General features: G+C 42.1%; 15 protein-coding genes. 8 read left to right on the plus strand and 7 right to left on the minus strand.

Features of this window, described 5'->3' with window-relative positions; all coding sequences use genetic code 11:
- Window positions 1-570: 570 nt before the first annotated feature.
- The 5 genes from G3O08_RS07475 to G3O08_RS07495 form a co-directional block, all read right to left on the minus strand.
- Complete coding sequence (locus G3O08_RS07475) at window positions 571-2,178, minus strand: hypothetical protein (RefSeq protein ID WP_163284467.1); 1,608 nt, start codon at window positions 2,176-2,178, stop codon at window positions 571-573.
- Window positions 2,175-3,227: a sugar transferase gene (locus G3O08_RS07480; protein WP_163284469.1), complete on the minus strand. Its 1,053-nt coding sequence runs from the start codon at window positions 3,225-3,227 to the stop codon at window positions 2,175-2,177. The genes G3O08_RS07475 and G3O08_RS07480 overlap by 4 nt, the downstream gene beginning before the upstream one ends.
- Before the next feature lie 86 nt (window positions 3,228-3,313).
- Window positions 3,314-4,417: a DUF354 domain-containing protein gene (locus tag G3O08_RS07485; RefSeq protein ID WP_163284471.1), complete on the minus strand. Its 1,104-nt coding sequence runs from the start codon at window positions 4,415-4,417 to the stop codon at window positions 3,314-3,316.
- Window positions 4,417-5,655 (minus strand): prenyltransferase/squalene oxidase repeat-containing protein, encoded by a 1,239-nt coding sequence (locus G3O08_RS07490; RefSeq protein ID WP_163284473.1) that lies wholly within the window; start codon window positions 5,653-5,655, stop codon window positions 4,417-4,419. Before G3O08_RS07490 ends, G3O08_RS07485 begins: the two co-directional genes overlap by 1 nt.
- On the minus strand, window positions 5,631-7,793 hold the full coding sequence (locus tag G3O08_RS07495; RefSeq protein ID WP_163284475.1) for a bi-domain-containing oxidoreductase: 2,163 nt from the start codon (window positions 7,791-7,793) through the stop codon (window positions 5,631-5,633). The genes G3O08_RS07490 and G3O08_RS07495 overlap by 25 nt, the downstream gene beginning before the upstream one ends.
- A 777-nt stretch (window positions 7,794-8,570) precedes the next feature.
- Between G3O08_RS07495 and G3O08_RS07500 the strand changes: the two genes are divergently transcribed.
- Both G3O08_RS07500 and G3O08_RS07505 read left to right on the plus strand, forming a co-directional pair.
- Window positions 8,571-9,059, plus strand: a complete 489-nt coding sequence (locus G3O08_RS07500) for a hypothetical protein (RefSeq protein ID WP_163284477.1) — start codon at window positions 8,571-8,573, stop codon at window positions 9,057-9,059.
- Window positions 9,002-9,574 (plus strand): T9SS type A sorting domain-containing protein, encoded by a 573-nt coding sequence (locus G3O08_RS07505; protein ID WP_163284479.1) that lies wholly within the window; start codon window positions 9,002-9,004, stop codon window positions 9,572-9,574. The genes G3O08_RS07500 and G3O08_RS07505 overlap by 58 nt, the downstream gene beginning before the upstream one ends.
- A 78-nt stretch (window positions 9,575-9,652) precedes the next feature.
- On the opposite strand, the gene G3O08_RS07510 is transcribed toward G3O08_RS07505, so the two are convergent.
- Both G3O08_RS07510 and G3O08_RS07515 read right to left on the minus strand, forming a co-directional pair.
- Entirely contained in the window at window positions 9,653-10,411 is a 759-nt protein-coding gene (locus tag G3O08_RS07510) for a DDE-type integrase/transposase/recombinase (RefSeq protein ID WP_163284481.1), read from the minus strand.
- Between the two features lie 106 nt (window positions 10,412-10,517).
- Window positions 10,518-10,817 carry a transposase gene (locus tag G3O08_RS07515; protein ID WP_163284483.1) on the minus strand — a complete coding sequence of 100 codons (300 nt, stop codon included), beginning with the start codon at window positions 10,815-10,817 and terminating at the stop codon, window positions 10,518-10,520.
- A 169-nt stretch (window positions 10,818-10,986) separates the two neighbouring features.
- Here G3O08_RS07515 and G3O08_RS07520 point away from each other — a divergent pair, with 169 nt between their 5' ends.
- The 6 genes from G3O08_RS07520 to porT all read left to right on the plus strand — a co-directional run bounded on the left by G3O08_RS07520 (window position 10,987) and on the right by porT (window position 17,316).
- Window positions 10,987-11,205, plus strand: a complete 219-nt coding sequence (locus tag G3O08_RS07520) for a hypothetical protein (RefSeq protein ID WP_163284485.1) — start codon at window positions 10,987-10,989, stop codon at window positions 11,203-11,205.
- A 191-nt stretch (window positions 11,206-11,396) separates the two neighbouring features.
- Window positions 11,397-12,596 (plus strand): pyridoxal phosphate-dependent aminotransferase, encoded by a 1,200-nt coding sequence (locus G3O08_RS07525; RefSeq protein WP_163284487.1) that lies wholly within the window; start codon window positions 11,397-11,399, stop codon window positions 12,594-12,596.
- A gap of 965 nt (window positions 12,597-13,561) precedes the next feature.
- A complete protein-coding gene (locus G3O08_RS07530; RefSeq protein ID WP_163284489.1) occupies window positions 13,562-14,758 on the plus strand; it encodes a pyridoxal phosphate-dependent aminotransferase in 1,197 nt (398 codons plus the stop codon).
- Complete coding sequence (locus G3O08_RS07535) at window positions 14,759-15,760, plus strand: bifunctional heptose 7-phosphate kinase/heptose 1-phosphate adenyltransferase (protein ID WP_163284491.1); 1,002 nt, start codon at window positions 14,759-14,761, stop codon at window positions 15,758-15,760. It abuts the gene before it with no gap.
- A 42-nt stretch (window positions 15,761-15,802) separates the two neighbouring features.
- Complete coding sequence (gene ubiE, locus G3O08_RS07540; protein ID WP_239541054.1) at window positions 15,803-16,558, plus strand: bifunctional demethylmenaquinone methyltransferase/2-methoxy-6-polyprenyl-1,4-benzoquinol methylase UbiE; 756 nt, start codon at window positions 15,803-15,805, stop codon at window positions 16,556-16,558.
- Between the two features lie 44 nt (window positions 16,559-16,602).
- The gene (gene porT / locus G3O08_RS07545; protein ID WP_163284493.1) at window positions 16,603-17,316 is read left to right on the plus strand and encodes a type IX secretion/gliding motility protein PorT/SprT; all 714 of its coding nucleotides are present in this window, start codon (window positions 16,603-16,605) and stop codon (window positions 17,314-17,316) included.

Below are 17,316 nucleotides of genomic sequence, written 5' to 3' on the forward strand. Positions count from 1 at the left end.
CCTTTGGGGTCTATTGAGTAAATTCAGCTATTCACCATTACCGGCAGCCGGCAACTACCACTCGATCCGAAATCCAAATTACTTTGTAAGAGTCATTCCGCAGGGTGGATACCGCTGCGGAGCAGAACGGAGCACAGCCAAAATATCTATCATCCATATGGGGCGATTTTTTTACGACATAGAGACATAGTTACATAGGTTTTTGTTTGAAGACCGGGATAGATGCCTTCGGCATTTCATAGCAGCCGGTGGTTTCCAAGCAGTGATCAAATGTTTATTACCTTAGGTAACTATCCATCTCTCACTCACAATTTCTATATTCCTATATCTCTGTGTGGTGAAAACAAAGAAATCTTTAACCACATAGCATAGAGACATAGCACTATCATCGTACTGCGTTTTCCGGTTCAATTAGTTAATATAATATTAAGAATATCGATCTATACTTATCCGAACTCGGCGTAGAACCTTTGCGTCTCAAGCCTTCGGCTTGACCCATGATTTGCGCTTAAATTAATACACATTTTCATCAATTCTACGTTGATCAATAAATTTTAGATTGTACAACAACTACCACCCTATCCGAAAACCCAATTCAGTTGAAATAATCTCTCCGGAAAGATATTCAGGAGTATAAACCGGATTTCCTTCCGAGTTTTGGTACGTAAATTTCGCGAAGAGAACCGCGTCGTTTATTATCTCCCAATTTAAATTGAGCTGCATTCCCAGCTGATTCCAGTCAACTGATTCAAGAAATTGCAATCCGGTTACATTGGCATTGCCAGCAATAATATCGTACTCATGCTGCGGCCCTTTTCTCGCCGACCAAATTGACCCGATGGCGGAGAAAGTACGCCAGGGTTTGAATGCGGCCTTCAGAAAAATCTCATCCGCATTCTCGCCAAGATAATGACCCAGATTATACCCGTTTGAAGCAAAAGTGGTCGATTCTATTTGATGCCTGTATGTCCAGGGATTTGTGCGCGTATATTCAGCTGTGAGGTGAAGATTAGGTAAAGCATTGTACCAGGTTCCGCCTAGTTTCAAACTTACAATATTAGTCTGATTATCTCGATCAAACATATTGCTCAAACTCACCTCATCCACAAAAACCGATGCAAAAACATGGAGTTTCTTTAAAGGCCTTGCACTAATATCAAAAAAGAGCTGCGCATTTTGTCCCAACTCATTGCTTCCCGTTCCATTGTAAGTATGATCGGCCGATTTGAAAAACATAAATGGAATTAAGAAAACCGGTTGAATACCATTATCGCTGTAAACAATCGAATTACCAAAAGTGAAATCGACTTTAAAATTTGATTTAATGGTTAGATAATTAGCTGCAATATTCTTATTCATGTAAATCTTCCGAGTACCATGTGGCGTAAGATAAGTTCGCGCACTATCAAGTTCTTCGCTTATCAGCCAGCCGTGCATATATTGAAATTCGAGCCATTTTACGGGATAGAGTCGGTAAGAGATCGCGGCGTAAGAAGGAGCTTTTCCTGAAAATATATTCGCATCGCGCTCAGTATTTCCCCAGGTATATCTGTCTTTCAGCAGCGATATATCCCCCCATTTCCACTGGTAACTAATTCCACCGATAAACTCATTGTAATCGCTTGTATTATCAGCCGAAATACTCTTGTAATTTTGACCTTCACGGGTTGTGAGGTACTGTGGGGCTGCCAATACTTCAGTCACCGAATTATCGCGTAGCGAGCCGTAAAATCCAAACTTTCCTGCTGTAGCTATAAAAGAAGCTCCTACCCTTGTGTGAATGCGATTTCCGTTTTCATTTACCATAACCGATCCTCCCAAAATAGGATTTACCGTAACGCTAAAAGTGGAATCGCTGTAATAAAAAACATCGCGACGTCTGTCCCAATCTTTTCCTACATGAAGCTCTTTTCCATAATCTTTAAGAAAAAAATCAAGCTCATATTGCTGGCGTTTATTGAGCTCATCGCGATTCACATCTATGCTATCGAGTAGCGCGGCAATAAAATTCCGGGCATAAGGTCTGGCAAAGGTATTTATGGAAATAAGTCTCTCGGCCGCCATTTCATCCAGAAAATCGTAAACCTGATATTTTGAAGGCTCAAAGACTACCTGAGCCTTTATGGAATGTAATTGAAATAAGAAAACAAAAAAAATGGTGAGTCTAAGGTGCTTCAATGGCTTCGTGCTTTGTGCAAAAAGATATTGTTAAAAGCCTTAAAGCAATACGTCAAGTCAGTAGTAAACGGATCTTGGCCATATGAATGAATGTACCTTGATTCAGAGGCCATTATTTCTTCAATACTTTTCGGCATATCTGCATAAAATGGAGGGATAAGTCCGGGCTTCCCTTTTACTCTCAAATCTTTATGTTCGGGAGTGTATAAACTCAAATAGTGCTCGCTGAGTGGGCGTACTCCAACGAGTTTTAAATCGCCTCTCAAAATATTGTAAATCATAGGAAGTTCATCTATCCAAAATTTACGCATCCAGCGACCCCACTTCGTAATTCTAAAATCGTTGGCAAACTTGCCACCCTCTTTCAGATGGTTTTGCTTAAACACATATTCCTGAATATACTGTGCATAAGGGTGCATTGTCCTGAATTTATATACAGTAATCGACTTCCCATTTCGCCCTATGCGATTAATGCGAAGAATCAAACCGGTACTCGGTTCACAACATTCATTTGGCTCGGCAATTTTTCGGGCTGTGAAATAAAGGATGTTTTCTATTTCTTCAACACCTTCTATTTCAAAACCGCAATACACAAGGCGACCCAGTATTTCCGATTTAGAAAGCGCCCTATTCCGGCCATTTGTAAGGAATAAATAAAATCGTTTAGTGAATTTAAATTTTGGGAATACCCGCTTGAAAATAAAATCAAGCATATAGTAAATCAGGTTTATTCCCAGAGGAAACTTCTTAAATAGCCGCGTTTTTCGCTGCTCAAGAGTTTCTACACAACCGGTAAAACTCCCGTGATTGTGAAGTTTAGCATTGGCAACCCTAAAATAGTTGTTAATGCCATTGATGTCATTTACCCGCTGAAGATTAATTAAATTATCGAGCGAATCGTCTTTATGTTTTAACAAATTAGCCGAATCGGTAATTTTAAAAATCTCTGTGCGTTCGTGCTTGTTCTCCATGTATGGCGCGAGATAGCCTAATAATCTACTTCCCGCAATACCTGTAAGCTGAGTCATCTCAGTAGCAACGTGTATCATCTATAAGTTTTTGTGATCGTCGCATAAATTTAAGGGTGTTGACAAGGCATATTGATCCTTGTGCGAATAGTTTTTAACAAAAGAAATTAACGATTTTTAAGGGCCATTTTTTCAAAAACTTCAACCCAAAACGGAGTTACCGAAATGTATTGGTTGAGCATCGCTTTACGACGGTCTAACCACGTTTGTTTCAGGTTTTTATCACCAACCCACATTTTTAACATTTCGATTAATTTCTGGGGCTCGTTAGACCGTATTCCTTTGGTTAGCTGAAATTTATGTTCCAGCTCTTCAAGGTAGCTCAGTTCGCCCACAAAATCGTTGAAGCGAATGGCGGGAACACCGAGAACGGCCGCCTCTGCCGCCATGGTTTGCGAATCGCCAATATAGATAGATGCGTGCGCCATAACCTGGTGCATTTTAGCGGGGTGCACTGGGAGCCTGTAGGGTTCCAGCCTTTCGGCAAATGGCCTTTCGGAAGTGATAAAAACGCGGCCATGCGGTTCTAAAATCGCGATTATCTTTAAAGCCAGTTCATCACTAATACCGTTTCGCCCCTCGTCGTGGTGGGCGTGAAGTGAGGCAAATCGCAAGAGGTAATAGTTGCCGCTTTCGCGGAAAACGGCGGGAAGCTCGCTTAAATCTTCCTTAAAAACATCGGGGTGAAGATAGGCCAGTTCGTGATTGCCTTCGTACCCTATTTTCTTTGCATTTGCCGGCGACTGATCACAGCAATTTGGTGCAAGAATCGCCGTGGCATACGGAAACGCGTACTTCGCCATGAGCGGAATGGCAGCACTATCGTCTTCATTCACCACAATAGATGGAATATTGAGCAGTTTTCCAACGTGTGTAATCACCAAATCTGTCCCGATCATTACATCTGGCTCAAATCGACGAGCAATTTTGAGCATTGAAAGCTCTCGCCTGGCAATAGCTGCTGCGATACCCAATTTGACTGTCAATGACCAAGCGGAACGCATGGACGGCTTACGCGCCGGAAATTTCACAATATCCCAGTCTTCAGATTCCAGAAGGTCGAATAAAACATCCTTTCCGCGGGCAACCACTTTTACGTCATGACCCTTGGCTTTCAATATGGAAATAGCGTGTTTAAAATTATGATAATGAGCCGGATGCCCCATGTAGAAAAGAAATCTACGCGTATTTTCGTCCTGCTTTTCAGCCATCAATTCGGGGTCTTTTCGCGCCCCAGCGGACTGTGAACATTCTTGTCTAATTTCTGCAATTCTGCGGCGTGAATCATTGACGCCAGGGCGAGAAACATCCAGGCATTTCCCCAGCGCATATAGCTCGTTCGGTCTGTAAAATTCTTGTGCTTTCGGTAATAGAAAAAACCACGCTTATCCTGAAAATTAGCAATTGTATATTTCAGCACATTTTTGCCCAGCTCAACCCCTCTCCTGCTTCGGCTGTAATGGTGATATCTAACCGCTGTGATAATGCCCTGCGCCTGATGGTGAATATCGGCAGGGAAATCGCCCGGGAGGCGCCACACAGCGCGTCCATCGCGCTTAAATTGGTAGTCGCGGTAAAACTCAAACCCTTCCTGAAGAGATCTTTCAACCGGTTCGGGACAATAATCGAGGGCTTCGCAAATAGCCAGACAAGAATCTATAATAAACCCCTGGTGAAAATCAATCTGAACCCTTTGTTTTCCCGATTCCATGTTCTCACTGTAATTCCAGCTTCCATCGCTTTTCTGTCTCGAAAGCACGGTTTCCATTGATTTTCGGGCGATTTCGTAGTACGAGCGATCTTGGGTATGTGCATAAGTAAGCGCATAAACCTGCGCGGCCAGAAGCGACGCATTATAGCAAAAATCGGGTTTTACAGTGCTGTAACTTATCATGTAATCGGCATCACGCTCGGTGTGGTGAAGCGATTCGGAAAGGAATACACAGACTTTTTTCATGGCTTCAAGGGCGCGCTTATCTCCGTATTTTTTGTAATAAGCATCGAGTCCCTGCACAATAAAACCGCTTACTACAGATGTTGGCGACCAGGCTTCCAGAAATTTTTCAGGACTTGCCCATGGAAAGGGATAGCCCCAGGCAAGACCCGGCACATCTGGCGTTTTTAGCTCCATAAGCTTATCAAAAAGCCATTCGCATTTCTCCTTATTATCTTCAGATGGTGGCAAAAGGCTGTAACCGTGCAAAAACAATCCCAGCGCTTTTGGATTCCACATTTTTGGAATTCCAAACACCTTTCTTAGATTTAAAGGATTGCGTTTAAACACCTGAATAGCAAGGATTGGTGGCCATTTTCCAAAATTCCGAAACGGGAATTTGCTCGTGAGTACATCATAAGGATCGTAGCCCTTGTATCTGCGGCGCGAAACGTAGTGCTCCAGATTAACGAACGCCTTGCGCAGCATAATTAATTCACGTTCCGAGAAATCCATTGCGATTCAAATTCTGAAATATTAATTTTCTCGCCCTTGTTTTGAATAGATTCCAAAAGCGCAAAAGTGGCGATTGTGGCGTGGAGCACGTCATTTACCGATATCGGAAATGGAGCCCCTGATTTTACCGCTTCCGCGAAAGCGGACACCTCGGCTGCATGACCCTTATCTTGTTTCGATAATTTATGCGATTCTAATTTGGCGCCGTAAATTTTCATTGATTTAAAATCATCTACAATTGCTGTGAGGCCGCCGCCAAACACTTCAAGATACTCTTTGCTCAATGCTTTATTGCCATTGCTAAAGTAGGCGATACTGGTCACTGAGCCATTTTCAAAATGGAGCGAAGCCGTAAAAGTATCGTGATTTTGCGGGAGCACCTCAAGCGCCGTTGCTGAAACAGACTGAAGTTTGCTATCTGTCAAAAAACAGCAGAGATCAATAAAGTGGCACACTTCGCCAATGATTCGTCCTCCGCCCACTTCGGGGTCGTGCACCCAATGATCTGCAGGTACTGCTCCTGCATTAATCCGGTAGTTGATTGCCAGCGGAATTCCACCAAGCTTTTTCTTAGTCTCTATAATCTGAGGTGCAAAGCGCCGGTTAAATCCCACCATTAAATCGGGAGTGCCCGGAGCGAGCAAGAGATTTTTCAACTCAAAATATTCATCGATATTCAGGCAAAGCGGTTTTTCGAGAAATACCCGTTTTCCGTTTTTAAGTGCTTTTATGGCAAGCGGCGCGTGAGAGTTGTGCCGGGTGGCAATTACACAAGCCGCTGCATTGTCATTGGCGAGCATTTCGTCTGCATCGGCATAAGCTTTTTCAAATTCAAATTTACGCGCGGCATTTTCGGCGGTGTGTGGTCGTGCCGTGGTAATACCGGCAAGGGTGAGCTTGTCTTTTAAATTGGGAAGCAGAAAATTGGTAGCAAAAGATCCGGCACCGATTAGCGAAATACGATCACCCGCTGTTTGGTTTTCTTTTTTGGGTTGAGGCTTTTGTTCCAGAGATTTCTGGGTATCATACTCCAACAAAATTCCCATTTTGTCAGCTTCGCGGTTTACCACCAAATCAAAGGCTTCGCGGGCATTTTCGAAGGGGAATCTATGCGAAATCAGATCGCTTAAATCAATAGATTTATTACCGAGTAATTCGGCGAAAGCCAGCATATTCCGGTTTTCCGTCCATCGCACCTGCCCAATGGGATAGTCGAGGCCTTTCTCTTCGTAGTTGCTGTCGTATCGGCCAGGGCCGTATGATGTACTCATTCTTAAATCGAGCTCCTTGCGGTAATAATTTTTTCGGCTAAAGCCAGTTGGCACACTTCCCACAATTACCACTTTTCCGTGTGTGCGGCAGAGAATGCCGGCGAGCTCTACGGGATCTAATGAAGCAGATGCGGCTGTAATAATCACCGCGTCAACTCCGTGGCCGTGAGAGAATTCTGCCACTTCTGCTTCGAGCAATTCATCGCTTCGCAGACTTGCATTTTCGGCACCCGACTGAATGGCGAGGTCAACAAGTTCATTTTTCAAATCAATTCCAAAAGCTTTTACACCGGCAGCTTTTAGCAGGCGCAAAGTAATCTGGCCGATTATTCCCAAGCCGATTACAACGCAATTTTCGCCCAGATTGAGCTCTGCCCGACGGATACCCTGCATGGCTATTGCGCCAATTGTGGTAAAAGCAGCTTCATCGATATTTGCCGTTTCGGGAATGCGGACGCAAAGATTTTCAGGAACACAAACCAGCTCGGCGTGCGACGCTGAAGCGCCACCGCAAGCCACGCGGTCGCCTGGTTTGAAATGGGTAATATTGCTCCCCACTGCTTCTACAAGTCCAGAAAGGCTATAACCAAGCGGCTGCAAAGCTTCGAGCTTGTTCATCACCATTTTATAGGTATCGGCAATTCCGTGAGAGCGGGCGGCTTTTACCACCTTGCCCACTTCTTCCTTTCGCGATTTGGCTTTGGCAATATAACCTTTGCGCGCATCGCTCACCGTTTTTCCTTCGGTACCTGTGCTAATAGCAGAAAAATGGGTACGCACCAGCACCTCGCCCTTACCCGGAATGGGGTTTGGAAGCGATACAATTTCCATATCACCGGCCTTTAGGCTTTGAAGCAATTGTTCCAAATCTGATTTTTGATTTATCCATCAAAAGTAAAAAGACTGAATAGGTATTGTAGCAAAAGTGTAAGTGTTTATTCACAAAGTTTAAACCGCTTGAAATGCAATGCTATTATACTTCTTTTAAAGCTCGTAAAAGGGTAAAAAGAGATTGAGTAATCAATTGATTTCATCTTTCGGAGCAGCGGCTGCGTTGATTTAAACCCTATCGGACTGCCGTAATTCGTGCTTTCAAAAATCGCCTACTCAATTTTTACTAAAGTAATCTACAAAATCTGCATCAGCACCTTTTCTACAAACCTTACACAAATTTTATCAATTCCCACATCTGATAATCAGCTAATTACCCCACCGCCTTGTTAAAACAAATTAACAAAAAGTTAGGATAACAAAATCATAACCATTAATTTCAGAGCCACATTAAGAAAGAGTAAGCATTCGCAGCAGACGGCACCCAAAGATTGAAAAATTAGTTTCAACCAGTGGTTTATTTGACCGGCAGGAACTACGAGAAAAGAATAAAAAAACCCCAACGGACAAGGTTGGGGTCATCAAAACCACCAGATCGATAAAAGGAGGTGATTATGAAAAAACAAAAGTAGTACATTTATTCAGTAACTTCTTCAATAGGAACTATGAGGACCTTAAGAGGTGAAGAATTATTTCTACTTTAATATTGCCGCTATAAGCGAAGCTGCGTACTTCAGAATTACAACGTACTTAAACAACAAATTAATTTTTTTAAAAATTCCTATTTTGATTTACCGTTTTATATTTTTTGCGATGAGTATTTTGACTTGGCATACAAGTTTTGCTCAGTCACCTAACCTTGTTCCAAACGGAAGTTTTGAAACACGAATTGAATGTATATACAATGATGGCTTTATTGCAGATGCACCACCCTGGTTTAACCCAACACGAGCTACACCAGATTTATTTCATCAATGTGCTGTAGTAAATACAGACCCTTGTCCATGGCCAGATCAATACTATCTCGACCCTTGGCTTTATGGCATACCAACCAACTTCATGGGTTGCGAACATCCTTATGATGGCGATGGTTATGCAGGATTATTCGTGGCTGGTAATAATATCAATGGATATGATGGCTATAAAGAAAATTTAGGTGTTCGTTTAGTTAATCCATTAGTTGCCGGAAATCAATATACACTCAAATTTGCTGTATCACTGCCTGAAAGGGTCGGGTATGCCATTTGGAATATCCAAGTTTTTTTGGTCCGGATAGTATTTTCCAACCGGATAGTATTATAGCACCGTATGATAGTTATGTTGAGGTCAATCCTCAACTTTCTGGAACAATTGGTGAATTTATTACCAACTACGATGGTTGGCACGAAATAGCTTGGGACTATACCGCCAATGGTGATGAAACCTTTATGTATATTGGAAACTTTCAACCAGATTCAGAAACGGATACTTTGTATGTGTTGCAAGAAGACCCTAGCTCAAACTATTCCCTGTTTTCGTATTATTATATTGATAAAATAGAACTAAGAGAAGGCACTTTAAGCACTATAGATATTCCGTTGGAACAACTCTTTAAAATATATCCAAACCCCGGAACAAACGGGCTAAAGATTGAGTCAAGTTCTAATATAGATAATATTCAGATTTTCAATCTTGAAGGTCGAAATATACAAAATGTAAACTTTGTTTCAAATGAAATTTACGATGTTGATATTTCTCCGCTTTCAAGTGGAATGTATATTATCAAGATTGTATTTGAAAATGGATTGGTTGAAAACAGCAAATTTATAAAACGGTAAATTGAAAAGGACAAACCTTTTCAATTATGAAAATTTTTACACTTTTTTTTACATTCTTATTAACTTATGTTCTAACAATCAGTATAACACAAGTGTCCCGATTCCAGAGTGGATTCTTTCTTTGTTATAAAAAAGTTCCCACCGGCTGAATACTTCAGTTGCATTGGCAAGAGATTCGAACTCGAACCGCCTACATACTGCCCTAGCAATGATGCTGTGGTACGACTCTATATGGGCGTTCTGCTCTGGTGTGGCAGGTTTGGTAAACTCTTGGTTGATACCTTTTGATTGAAAATACGCTCTTACGATTCCGCTTTCAAACTGCGAACCATTGTCGCAACGCACATAAATTTCATTCGGCATCTTATAATCCTGGAGCAATGCATCAAAAAATCCTACCACGTCTTCTTTCTTGATGCTCCACTGCATCATCCACCCTATCAGATACCGACTGTATACGTGCACCACACTCAACATAGGCGCATACCTACCTAAGTGATGTATGTATATGAATTTTATGTCGAACTCCCAATAGGTAAAGGCTGCTGTAGGTTTTGGTACCAGTTCTTTCACCCATTGCTTTTTGTTTTTTGGTTTTGGCCTAACGACATTTAGCAGGCGGGCATCCTTCATCAGCCGGTACACCTTCTTGTGGTTGATCTGGTATCCGAGTTCATCCTGCAAGTAATAGGTGACCTTTAGGTAGCCATAGTCCACAAATTCTTGGGCAAGAAGTGCTTTTATTTCTGCCACGACCACAGTGTTTTCCACCCGTGATCCATCCGTCTTGCATGTATGTCCGCTTGGAATGATTCCTTTGCGACTCTGCTCTGCCAAAGGCTTGGGCTTATGGAAGTACGTACTTCTGGGTACCCCGCAGATTCTAAGCACTAATTGGGTACAAAACCCTGATTCTATATACAACCGGGCTACCATCATCCTTTCAGCGGCAGTAACTTCTTTTTTTTAAGAGCTCGTCTTTGATCCTGATCTCAAGTTCCTTCTCTGCCACCAATTCTTTTAACTTTTGGTTTTCTCGCATGAGCTTTTTGAGTTCACCGCTGCTGATGTCCAGCTTGCCAGAAAGTGCTGTTTCACCGCCTGACTCAAAGCGAAGCTTCCAAGATTGAAGCGTAGGGTATGAGATGTCGTGCTTGCGCGCCGTCTCAACCCAACCATTGTCTCGAGCCTCTTTAATGATGGTGATTTTTTCCTGTGTGGTTTTTCGTTTTTTGTTTTTCATTGGTTCTAAATTAAAGCTTTTTTCAAACTTTAATCGGAGTCCAATCATTTAGGGGGCTGGTGAGCAAGAATAGCTTTTGTTTGCACGCTGTTTTCTTGTAGCGCACGCTTCACATCGTTAATCTAAATTCAAACGAAATTTTTACTAAATTTGAAAGAAAGAAATCGAAATGGACATTCAAAAGTCAAAAATAGAATTAGTCAAAATAATATTGAATAGTGAGAACGATTCTTTCATCAAAAAAGTGACTGATTTTATAAAGAATGAAGCCTCTGATTTCTGGAACGATCTTAGCTCAGTAGAAAAAGCGGAGATAAAAAAAGGGATAGATCAGTTGAATAAAGGTCAGCGGACTTCATATAAAGAAGTTCTAAAAAAGATTTCTTGATGGAAGTTTTCTTTTCCGATCTTGCAGAGTAAACCTCGACGAAAAAGCACAGCGAGTAAGTCCAGGAAAATCCGGAGATTCACTGCTTCAAAACTGAAAATCCAAAGCGAATGCAAACCCTTTTGCATTCGCCTTTTTTTATCGCTTAAAAATGCAGATTTTTGCGGTCTTAAAATCAAGCTAGTTATATTATGCCGCATCTATCGCGAAAAGCCGCAGAAATGCCTGCTTCGCCCATTCGAAAATTAATGCCTTACGCAAACATTGCGCGAGCTGCAGGTAAAAACATTCTTCACCTCAATATCGGCCAACCCGACATCAAGACACCCGAAGTGGTGCTGGAGCGCATGAAAAATATCAAGCGTGAGGTTATTGAGTACAGCAGTTCTGAAGGCTTTCCAGAATACCGCACTAAGCTGTCGGCATACTACAAAAAACATGGCATTCCGGTAGAAACTGAGCATATTATGATCACCACAGGTGGTTCTGAAGCGCTTACTTTTACCATGATGACTTGCTTTGATCCGGGCGACGAGGTTATTATCCCCGAGCCGTATTATGCCAACTACAGTGGTTTTTCTACTATGGCAGGTGTAACGGTTCAGCCGATTACAGCTACAATCAAAAATGGTTTTGCGCTGCCAAAAGCAGAAGCTTTTGAAAGGCTTATCAACGAAAAAACAAAAGGGATTCTTATTTGTAATCCGGGAAATCCTACGGGATACTTATACTCCAAAGAAGAAATTCAGGCGATTGCCGATTTGTGCAGAACCCACGACCTCTACCTGATTGCCGATGAGGTTTATCGCGAGTTTTGCTACGACGGAGCGCAACCTTTCAGCGCATTCAACCTGAAAGACATGGACGAGAACACGATTTTGATCGATTCTGTTTCAAAAAGATACTCTATGTGCGGCGCGAGAATAGGTGCTTTGATTACACGCAACAAAGCCGTATACAATGCGGCAATGAAGTTTGCACAAGCCCGCCTTAGCCCACCTACTTTCGGACAAATTGCAGCTGAAGCAGCACTTGAAACACCACAATCGTATTTTGACGACGTGATTACAGAATATTCGGGTCGCCGCGACTTTTTGGTTGACGGACTCAATAAAATACCAGGCGTTTTTTGCCCAAAACCAAGCGGAGCATTTTATTGCATGGCGCAGTTGCCAATAGACAGCTCTGATAAATTTTGCCAATGGCTACTTGAAGATTTCAGTTTTGAAAATGAAACGGTTATGCTCGCTCCGGGAAGTGGCTTTTACATTACCAAAGGACAGGGAGAACAGGAAGTGAGGTTGGCTTACGTGCTAAACAAAGAAGATTTGCGCCGGGCACTTATTATACTTGAAAAAGCTTTGGAGGCTTATTCGGGAAGGACTATTTAGTTTTTGGTTTTTGGTTTTTGGTGATTGGTGATTGGTGATTGGTTTTTAGATGAGGGAATAATTTTTAATTCTTTGAGTTAATCACAATGTGGCCAAAAAGTTGGCTCAAAATAAAGAGTATGGAAAGATTAATAATGAATATAATTAACCCTTGAAACACCAAATTGTGCGGCGGACTCCCTTTAGGGCGGGGGCGGGGGAAGCATTTAGATTTTAATTACGGAGTCAATAATCATTGTGGCCAAAAAGTTGGCTCAAAATAAAGAGTATGGAAAGATTAATAATGAATATAATTAACCCTTGAAACACCAAATTGTGCGGTGGACTCCCTTTAGGGCGGGGGCGGGGGAAGCATTTAGATTTTAATTACGGAGTCAATAATCATTGTGGCCAAAAAGTTGGCTCAAAACAAAGAGTACGGAAAGATTAATAATGAATATAATTAACTCTGGAAACACCAAGTTGTGCGGTGGACTCCCTTTAGGGCGGGGGCGGGGGAAGCATTTAGATTTTAATTACGGAGTCAATAATCATTGTGGCCAAAAAGTTGGCTCAAAATAAAGAGTATGGAAAGATTAATAATGAATATAATTAACCCTTGAAACACCAAATTGTGCGGTGGACTCCCTTTAGGGCGGGGGCGGGGGAAGCATTTAGATTTTAATTACGGAGTCAATAATCATTGTGGCCAAAAAGTTGGCTCAAAACAAAGAGTACGGAAAGATTAATAATGAATATAATTAACTCTGGAAACACCAAGTTGTGCGGTGGACTCCCTGCCTGCATCCGCCTAGGCACTTTGGCGAGAGGAATGCACCGGGGTGCGGGAAGGTTTTTGGTTTTTGGTGATTTGTTCTTGGTGTTTGGTTTTTAGATGAGTGAAGAGGTATTATCCTTCATCTTACAGCTTGAAGCTTAAGGCTTAAAGCTTAAAAAAGACAGTTTTTAATAAAAAAATATTGACAATGGAAAATAACGTTTCAGAACTCTTAAACAGACTTAGCGAATCTGCTACCCTGGCGATGTCGCGGAAAAGCCGCGAGCTGCAGGAAAAAGGTGTAAATGTGGTAAACCTAAGTTTGGGTGAACCAGATTTTAACACTCCTATCTTTGTTAAACAAGCTGCAAAACAAGCGGTTGACGACAACTATAGCTACTATATGCCTGTAAATGGCTACGCCGATTTTAGAGAGTCGATTGCTAAAAAATTTAAGCGCGATAATAATTTGAGTTTCACTGCCGATCAGATTGTGGTTTCTACCGGCGCCAAGCAATCAATTATAAATGTGTTGCTAAGCGTTCTCAATCCGGGCGATGAGGTTTTGCTTCCGGCTCCTTACTGGGTGTCGTATGTGGAAATGGTGAAAATGACCGGCGCAACGCCGATTGTAATTCCGAGTAGCATTGACAACGATTACAAAGTTTCTGCCGTGGATTTAGAAAAGCACATTACCGACAAAACGCGGATTTTGATGTACAGCTCGCCCTGCAACCCAAGCGGTTCGGTATTTAGCGAGACAGAATTGCGCGCTATTGCGAAAGTTGTTGAAGCAAATCCAAAGCTGATTGTAATCAGTGATGAGATTTATGAGCATATCAATTACACCAAAAATCACTTTAGCATTGGTTCAATCGATGCGATTAAAGAACAGGTAGTAACGGTAAATGGAGTTTCAAAAGCGTATGCCATGACCGGTTACCGCATTGGTTTTATGGGTGCTCCGCTTTGGATTGCCAAGGCTTGTACAAAACTTCAGGGACAGTTTACTTCCGGTGCTTCGAGCATTTCGCAGCGCGCCGCAAAAGCGGCTATTGAGGCAAATCCTGATGATGTATCGTACATGCGCGAGAAGTTTGAGGAGCGTCGTGCCCTTGTTGGGAAAATGCTAAACGAAATAGACGGTGTGGAAATAAACAAGCCGCAAGGAGCATTCTATATGTTTCCAAAAGTTTCTTCGTTTTTCGGAAAGTCTTTTGGCGATACCACAATCAACAACAGCGACGATCTGGCCGAGTATATTCTGGCAGAAGGTCACGTGGCAACGGTGAGCGGTGCAGCTTTTGGTTCGCCCGAATGTCTCCGCATTTCGTATGCCGCATCTGAAGAAAACCTGATTGAAGCCGGAAAACGTCTAAAATCTGCTTTGAATAAATTGAAATAAATGAATGAATCGTCGCTGAAACAGCTTTTTGATGGTTTTAATCAAGTAACCGCTTTGATTATAGGCGATGTAATGATCGACTCGTACCTCTGGGGGCGCGTAGATCGCATATCGCCCGAAGCTCCTGTGCCGGTGGTGCAGGTTACCAAAAAAGAAAACCGCCTGGGAGGCGCTGCCAACGTGGCTCTAAACGTGGCTTCGCTTGGTGCCAAACCCATTATCTGCGCCGTAGTTGGCGATGATTTAAACGGTGGCATTTTTGAAGATTTACTCAGTGAAGGCAACATGAGCACCGCCGGAATTGTACATTCTACGGCGCGACCAACCACCGTCAAAACAAGGGTTATCAGCAGCCAACAGCATATAGTGCGTGTTGATGAAGAATCGCTAAATCCGCTCAACAGTGCGGAAGAAACCGAGTTTATCACACGGATTACTTCGCTGATAGAAAACGAAAAGCCGAGCGTTGTAATTTTTGAAGATTACAATAAAGGGGTGCTTACACCGCGGGTTATCGAAGAAGTAATTGCTGTGGCTAAAGCCAATAATATTCCAACAGCGGTAGACCCAAAAAAAGACAATTTCTTTGCTTACAAAGGAGTGACTCTGTTTAAGCCAAACCTAAAGGAATTGGTGGAAGGGCTGAAAGTTGATATCGACAAGAAAGACCGCGCCTCACTGGAATCTGCGGTTGAAAAGCTGGAAGAGATTCTCAACAACCGAATCTCGCTAATTACCCTTAGCGAGCAGGGTGTTTATGTAAAAGACAATGGTGGCAATCATCACCTTCCGGCGCATATTCGAAATATTTCGGATGTATCTGGCGCAGGAGATACGGTGATTAGTGTGGCGGCACTTTGCTTAGCTCAAAATTTAAAAAGCGAAACCATGGCTACTTTGGCCAATCTGGCGGGTGGCCTCGTTTGCGAAGAGGTTGGCGTAGTGCCTATTGACAAGCAACGGCTATTTGAAGAATCGCGTAAGCTGATAGTGAAAGATTGATTTACAATAAAAAGGATGGACACCGCAACAATTTAGGCCAAAATGACTTCTACTACCGAAGATCGAAAAATGAAGCACGATAAAATAACCCCTTACAATACAGACCAATCTAAAAAAGAGCAGGTCGCGAAAATGTTTGACAACATTTCGGGTAAGTACGACTTTCTGAATCATTTTTTCTCGGTGGGTATTGACAAAAGATGGCGCAAAAAGGCAATTAAGGAGCTCGCGGAACTACAGCCGAAAAAGATTTTGGATGTGGCTACCGGCACCGGCGATTTTGCCTTTGAGGCCATGAAGCTAAATCCTGAAAAACTTGTGGGTATTGATATCTCTGACGGAATGCTTGAAGTAGGCCGGAAGAAAATAAAAGAGCGCGGACTAGAAGGAAAAATGGAATTTAAAAATGCTGATAGTGAAGCATTGCCATTTTCTGACAATCAATTTGATGCAGTAACAGTGAGTTTTGGCGTAAGAAATTTTCAAAACCTAATTCCGGGATTGAGCGAAATTTACCGGGTATTAAAACCCGGAGGGAAAGCTGTGATATTAGAGTTCAGTAAGCCGAAAGGATTTCCACTTAAGCAAGTCTACTTCGCTTATTTTAAGCTTATTATGCCAACGATTGGCAAAATAATCTCGAAAGATAAATCGGCATATAGTTACTTACCGCAATCTGTTCTCGCATTCCCCGAAGGGAAAGAATTTGAAGACATTCTTCAAAAAGTGGGATTTAAATCGCAAAAAACGATGCCTGTAACCGGTGGAATAGCTTCCATTTATACAGCTCAAAAATAAATCTTTCGTAAATTCGTTCTACAAGCGATCAAAATAAACCATCCTTGCGAAAAATACTCATCATAGGCGTTTTAATTCTTACATCAACTGCGGCATTTTCACAGGGAGCCTATAAACCTATAAATCTGGGTACTTTCGACAGAAAGGTTTACCATTTTGGCTTTTTACTCGGCTTCAATTCTGCCGATGTTTATATAGACCGCAAGAGCGATTTTGCCTCGCAAGATTCGCTGCTGAGTTTAAATTCCAAAAACCAATCTGGTTTTAATCTCGGAATTGTCGCAGCATATCACTTTAACAAAAATATTTCAGTTCGGTTTTTACCCACATTGAGCTTTGAAGACAGAGTGCTCAACTATGTTTTTTACGCCGGGCCAGATAGCACTACGCGATATGAGAAGCGGATAGAATCTACGTATATTGACTTTCCAATAAACTTTAAATTCAGGACAGACCGCCTTCGGAATTCGGCTTTTTACGCACTTGCCGGCGGGCGGTACCGCATTAATATGCAGAGTGAGAAAGATGTAAAAAACGAAGTTGCTGACAAGATTTTGGTAAAGACTGATAATAATGATTTTGCTGTGGAGTTTGGCGGTGGTGTTGATCTCTACTTGCAGTATTTCAAATTTGGTATCGAATTAAAAATGGTCGTTGGAGTCAAAAATCTACTGATTCCGGAAGCTACGCAATTCTCAAATCCTTTGGAATCTTTGCGCAGTCGTACACTTTTGATCAGCTTCACTTTTGAAGGATAA

This window comes from Cryomorpha ignava (assembly GCF_010686655.1).
Classification (GTDB): Bacteria; Bacteroidota; Bacteroidia; order Flavobacteriales_D; family Cryomorphaceae; genus Cryomorpha; species Cryomorpha ignava.

Excerpts from the sequence above, each read along its gene's own strand:
- G3O08_RS07480 (WP_163284469.1), bottom strand. The coding sequence starts at position 3,227 with ATGATACACGTTGCTACTGAGATGACTCAGCTTACAGGTATTGCGGGA.
- G3O08_RS07485 (WP_163284471.1), bottom strand. The coding sequence starts at position 4,417 with ATGGCTGAAAAGCAGGACGAAAATACGCGTAGATTTCTTTTCTACATG.
- G3O08_RS07490 (WP_163284473.1), bottom strand. The coding sequence starts at position 5,655 with ATGGATTTCTCGGAACGTGAATTAATTATGCTGCGCAAGGCGTTCGTT.
- G3O08_RS07500 (WP_163284477.1), top strand. The coding sequence starts at position 8,571 with ATGAGTATTTTGACTTGGCATACAAGTTTTGCTCAGTCACCTAACCTT.
- G3O08_RS07515 (WP_163284483.1), bottom strand. The coding sequence starts at position 10,817 with ATGAAAAACAAAAAACGAAAAACCACACAGGAAAAAATCACCATCATT.
- G3O08_RS07520 (WP_163284485.1), top strand. The coding sequence starts at position 10,987 with ATGGACATTCAAAAGTCAAAAATAGAATTAGTCAAAATAATATTGAAT.
- G3O08_RS07525 (WP_163284487.1), top strand. The coding sequence starts at position 11,397 with ATGCCGCATCTATCGCGAAAAGCCGCAGAAATGCCTGCTTCGCCCATT.
- G3O08_RS07530 (WP_163284489.1), top strand. The coding sequence starts at position 13,562 with ATGGAAAATAACGTTTCAGAACTCTTAAACAGACTTAGCGAATCTGCT.
- G3O08_RS07535 (WP_163284491.1), top strand. The coding sequence starts at position 14,759 with ATGAATGAATCGTCGCTGAAACAGCTTTTTGATGGTTTTAATCAAGTA.
- ubiE (WP_239541054.1), top strand. The coding sequence starts at position 15,803 with ATGACTTCTACTACCGAAGATCGAAAAATGAAGCACGATAAAATAACC.